The organism is endosymbiont of Ridgeia piscesae (assembly GCF_001443665.1).
GTDB lineage: Bacteria > Pseudomonadota > Gammaproteobacteria > Chromatiales > Chromatiaceae > Endoriftia > Endoriftia persephonae.
In genome coordinates this window covers 1-5,584 of the sequence record NZ_KQ557149.1, presented here as the reverse complement: position 1 = coordinate 5,584, position 5,584 = coordinate 1, and the positions used below count along the sequence as shown (strand labels likewise).

Annotated in this window: 1 protein-coding gene; it reads left to right on the top strand. The window is 61.5% G+C overall.

Going from position 1 to position 5,584, the window contains the following annotated elements; genetic code table 11:
* Positions 1-5,497: PKD domain-containing protein (locus Ga0074115_RS13755; RefSeq protein ID WP_087959786.1), on the top strand; the 5,497-nt coding region annotated here is incomplete at its 5' end.
* Positions 5,498-5,584 lie beyond the last annotated feature (87 nt).

Genomic DNA, 5,584 nt, shown 5'->3' with positions numbered 1-5,584 from the left:
CCTGCAGATCACCCTCGGCGGTATCGACGGTGATGACATCTTCGGCCTCTCCGGCGGTTGGCAGCGCGACTTCGAACTCACCAGCCAGAGTGAGCTGAGCCTCAGCTTTCGCTACAGACTGAGCCAGAGCCCATTCTACGAGCAGGATGAGCAGAGCCAGCTGCTGGTGAGCATCGACGGGGTACTGGTTGGTGTCTCGCCCAATGATTACATCGACCAAATTAGCGGCAACGGCAACGGTGGTGCCGAAGAGACCACCGGCTGGCGCCAGGTGGCGCTGAGCCTGGGTAGCCTTGTCGGCGGCAGTCACCGACTGATCATTGGCGGCTACAACAACCAGAAGACTGCGGCCAACGAAACGACCGAGGTACTGATCGACGATCTGGTGCTGCGCAGCGACAGCAGCAATCTGCCACCGAGTGCCGTGGCCAGCGCCGCTCCGACAGCCGGTGTTGCACCGCTGGAGGTAAGTTTCAGCAGTGTCGGATCCAGTGATCCTGACGGCACCATCCAGCATTTTAGCTGGGCGTTCGGTGATGGCAGCAGCAGTACCGAGGCCAACCCGCTCCACAGCTACGCCACTCCAGGCAGCTATACTGCGACCCTGAGCGTAACCGACGACCAGGGGGCGACTGTCAGCGCCAGTGTCGGCATCAGCGTTAGCGACCTACCTGACACTGAGGCTCCTGAGATTCCGACCGGACTCAGCGCCATCCCCTCCGGCTCCGACACCATTGAACTCAGCTGGCAGGCGGCGAGTGACAACGTCGGCGTTATCGGCTACCGGGTGTTCCGCGATGGCGTTGAGATCGCCAGCAGTGCCACCACCAGCTACCGCGACAGCGGGCTCACCCCGTCGACCCGCTACAGCTACCAGATCAGCGCTTACGATGCCGCGGGTAATCAGAGCGAGCCTGGCGTAGCGGTGGCGGCTACCACCGGCGCACAGCCGACCCTGACGAGTCTTAGTCTCACCCCGGCCTCTGCTCAGCTGAATATCGGCCTGCGTCAGCAGTTCAACGTCAGCGGGTTTGACCAATATGGCAACACGATCGTGGTCAACCCGACATGGAGCGTCAACGGCGGTGGCGTCATCGACAGCACGGGTCTGTTCACCGCCAGCCAGGCAGGTGGGCCTTTCACCGTGTTGGCTGAACAGGATGGTGTCAGAGCCACTGCCAGCCTGACCGTGATTCGCCAGTCCAACCTGATCGATAGCGGTTTCGACAGCGACAGTGCCGGCTTCAGCTATCTCGACGACCCGTTTCGCGGCAGTGGCGCACCAGCCTATGCCGACGGCAGCTATCTCGGTGCCGGCGGCTACAGCGGCGGTGCCCTGCAGATCACTCTCGGCGGTATCGACGGTGATGACATCTTCGGCATGTCGGGGGGGTGGCAACACGACTTCCAGCTCAATGCGCTGAGTGAGGTGAGCCTCAGCTTCCGCTACCAGCTGAGCCAGACCCCCTTTTACGAGCGCAACGAATACAGTCAACTACTGCTAAGCATCGACGGGGTACTGGTTGGTGTCTCGCCCAATGACTTCATCGACCAGGTTAGCGGCAACGGCAACGGTGGTGCCGAAGAGACTACCGGCTGGCGTCAGGTGGAACTGAATCTGGGGAGCCTGGCGGCAGGCAGCCACCGGCTGATAATCGGCGCCTACAACAACCAGAAGACTGCGGCCAACGAAACGACCGTGGTATTGATTGATGACCTGCTGCTGCGTAGCAGCAGTAGCCTACCGGTCAATCTGCCACCGAGTGCAGTAGCCAGTGCCGACCCGCAGACAGGCGTAGTTCCGTTGGTCGTCAACTTCAGCAGCGCCGGCTCCACGGATCCTGACGGCACCATCCAGCATTTTAGCTGGGCGTTCGGTGATGGCAGCAGCAGCACCGAGGCCAACCCGCTCCACAGCTACACTACGCCCGGCGACTACACCGCGACCCTGAGCGTAACCGACAACCAGAGGGCGACTGCCAGCGCCAGTGTCGGCATCAGCGTTAGCGACCTACCTGACACTGAGGCTCCTGAGATTCCGACCGGACTCAGCGCCATCCCCTCCGGCTCCGACACCATTGAACTCAGCTGGCAGGCGGCGAGTGACAACGTCGGCGTTATCGGCTACCGGGTGTTCCGCGATGGCGTTGAGATCGCCAACAGCGCCATCACCAGCTACCGCGACAGCGGCCTCACCCCGTCGACCCGCTACAGTTACCAGGTCAGCGCCTATGACACTGCGGGTAATCAGAGCGAGCCTGGCGTAGCGGTGGCGGCTACTACCGGCAACCAGCCGAGTCTGCTGATCGAGGACGGCTTTGATACAGACAGCGCTGGCTTCAGCTATGTTGATGACCCGTTCCGTGGCAGCAGTGCGCCGGGCTATGCCGACGGCAGTCTGCTCCCTGATGGCGGCTACAGCGGTGGTGCCTTGCAGATCATCCTGGGTGGCATCAACAGTGCCGACATCTTCGGCCTCTCCGGCGGTTGGCAACGCGACTTCCAGCTCAACGGTCTGAGCAAGGTGGTGTTGAGTTTCCGCTATCGGCTGAGCCAGAGTCCCTTTTACGAGCAGGACGAACAGAGCCAGCTGCTGGTGAGCCTGGATGGAGAGCTGATCGGCGTCACGCCCAATGACTACATCGATCAAGTGCAGGGTAACGGCAACGGTGGCCCGGAGGAGAGCACCGGCTGGCGTCAGATAGAGCTGGACCTGGGCAATCTCGCCATCGGCAGCCATCGGCTGATCATCGGCGGCTACAACAATAAAAAGACCGCGGCCAATGAAACGACGCTGGTGCTGATCGATGATCTGCTGCTGAGCGCCAGCAGTCAGACTATCTACGATGACAGCTTGATCTCCAGCGTATTCCATCTCGACAACAGCCTGCAGGATGGCAAAGGCGTCATGCCTGAGTTGACCCTGAACGGCAATGCGCGCTTCGACGACAGCAACCTGGGTTGGATGGAAACCCCCGCCGGCGCCGCCCTGAGATTCGACGGTTTCAACGACCGGGCCGAAGTCACCTTCAGCGTCGATCCCTACCTTCCGGCAGACAGGACGGTGGAAGACATCGATGAGGTGAGCATCGAAGGCCGCTTCTATTTCGACACCATCGACATGTGGGACGAGAACCGGCTGGAACTGCTGTTCATGCGTCAGAGCTGGGATAGTGGGGTGGAAATCCGCCGCAACAGTTGGATGACCGACCTGAGCGCCTATCTGGGCAGCTATGGGGACTCCGGGGAGGCGGTCAACACCGCCCTGAGCCGGAACCAGTGGCATCACATCAAGCTGACCCATAACCGCACCCATTATCTGCTGCACGTGGACGGGCAGGAAATTCTCAAGGTGGCCCACGGCCGGGGACAGCTGAACCTGTATGGGCACGAGGACATCCGCCTGAGCTTCGGTGATTTCCACGGCTGGGCGGATGAAATCCGTTTCAACCTGGATTTCGACACCGACGATGACGGCCTCCCCGACAAACGCGATCCGGACGATGACGGCGACGGCGTGGAGGATGGGCAGGATGTGTTCCCCTTCGACAGGGCCGAATGGGGGGACAACGACGGCGACGGCATCGGGGACAACGCCGACCATGACGACGACAACGACGGCATTGCCGACGAACGCGATCTGCAGCCGCTGGATGCGGCCAACGCCGCCGCTGACAGTGACGGCGACGGCTTCAGCGATCTGCTGGAATACCACAGTGGTTCCCTGCCCGATGATGCCGCCTCCACGCCCCGAACCCAGCCGCTGGCTGGGGGGGCGGGCCCCGTCCTGAGCGGGGAACAACAGCGCGCACTGGAAACGCTGGTGCGGATGCAGGAACCGGGCGAAGTGCGGATACACGCCGTGTCCGATCAGTGGCTGCGCCTGACCCTGGTTCCGACCCGCAACGAAAACAATACCGATTTCATACGCCCCCCGGTGGAGATCGCTAAAGCGGAAAACCCGGCCCTTTTCAGCGTCACCGACAGCGCGGGCGACAGCGTACCGGTGGTGAGAACCGGCCTGAAACGGCGCACCTTCTACGCCCCCTACCGGGTCGGTGATCTGCGCATTGGGGAAAACATCTTCATTCACCTGGGCCGGCCGTTGAACACCGGACAGGAATACGCGCTGGATGTGGATACCCAACTGACCGGAACCGCCATCCATGCCAGGTTCCGCTTCGAACCGGAATCACAGCTCAGTGACCTGCTGCACGTGGATCCATACGGCTACCGTCCGGCGGACCGTAAAAAGGCCTATCTGGGTTTGATGATGGGCAGCGCGGGCGAATACGAGCCCACCGACCTGGATTTTGAAGTGGTGCGCACCCAGGACCACCAGGTGGTGTTCCAGGGTACGGGCACCTTGGAAGCCTCGGAAGGCTGGCGTGAAACCTTTACCAACCATCCTTACAACAAGGTTTACCAACTGGATTTCTCCGCTCTGACCACCCCGGGTGAATACTACCTGCGCCACGGCACGGGCATCAGCCAGCCGTTTCCCATCCACAGCGATGTCTACCGCGTCGGCCTGAACACCCTGGCGTTGGGTATGTACCACCAGCGGCGCGGCGAGGAGCTGATCAAGCCCTATACCCGCTTCACCCACAAGGCCACGGTGGAAGATCAGACCTACGTTTACAACAGCACCGATCTGGATCCCTTCCTGGCTGGTTTAGGCGTTACGCCGGACACCATCCGCTACCCCACCACGCAGGAAGGCCAACATGTGGAGATCAGCGGCGGGCACATGGATGCCGGGGATTATTCGCCCTACACCTGGAACAGCGCCCTGACAGCCTGGACCCTGATCACCACCCTGGACGTGTACGGCGAACGGGTGATGCACGACAACCTCGGGGTACCGGAATCTGGCGACGGCGTTCCCGACCTGTTGCAGGAATTCCTGCTCGAGATCAACTGGCTCAAGGAGATGCAGGATTCGGTGGACGGCGGCGTGTTTGGCATGAGCAAGCCCAAGGGGATGAACTACCAGTCCACCATGCCGGGGGAGACCCCCAACCTGACCCGTTATCTATCCCCCAAGGACACCACCGTTACCGGCGGGTACGCGGCGGCCCTGGCCCGGGCGGCGCGCAGCCCCGTATTGCGCCGATACGACCCGGCTTTGGCCGACTTGCTCAAACAACGCGCCATCAAGGCGTGGGATTGGCTGGAGGCCAACCCGGGGATGCATGGTTATCACCATTACGGCAAGGGGGATGCCCGGGACGGGGATGAAGGCCATGAACATGCCCGCGCCTGGGCGGCCATTGAACTCTACGCCCTCACCGGGGAGCAGCGTTACCACGACGCCTTCGTGCGCTACCACAAGCCCCTGCTGCGGTATGACGGCGTGTACCTGATGAACATGGGATACGGCTACGCCACCCGCACCCTGGCCTTGTGGGAACACGACGGCATTGCCTACCCGGTGGACGCGGCGTTGAAACAGACGTCGGTGGCCCGTTTCCGGCAGGCGGTGGACTGGTATTAATCGTTCCGAAAGTATTGGCAGTGTATACTGCTTTCCATGGCTACGATAAAAGAACAGCGTGATCAGAAAAGGAAAGATGTAGTGGAG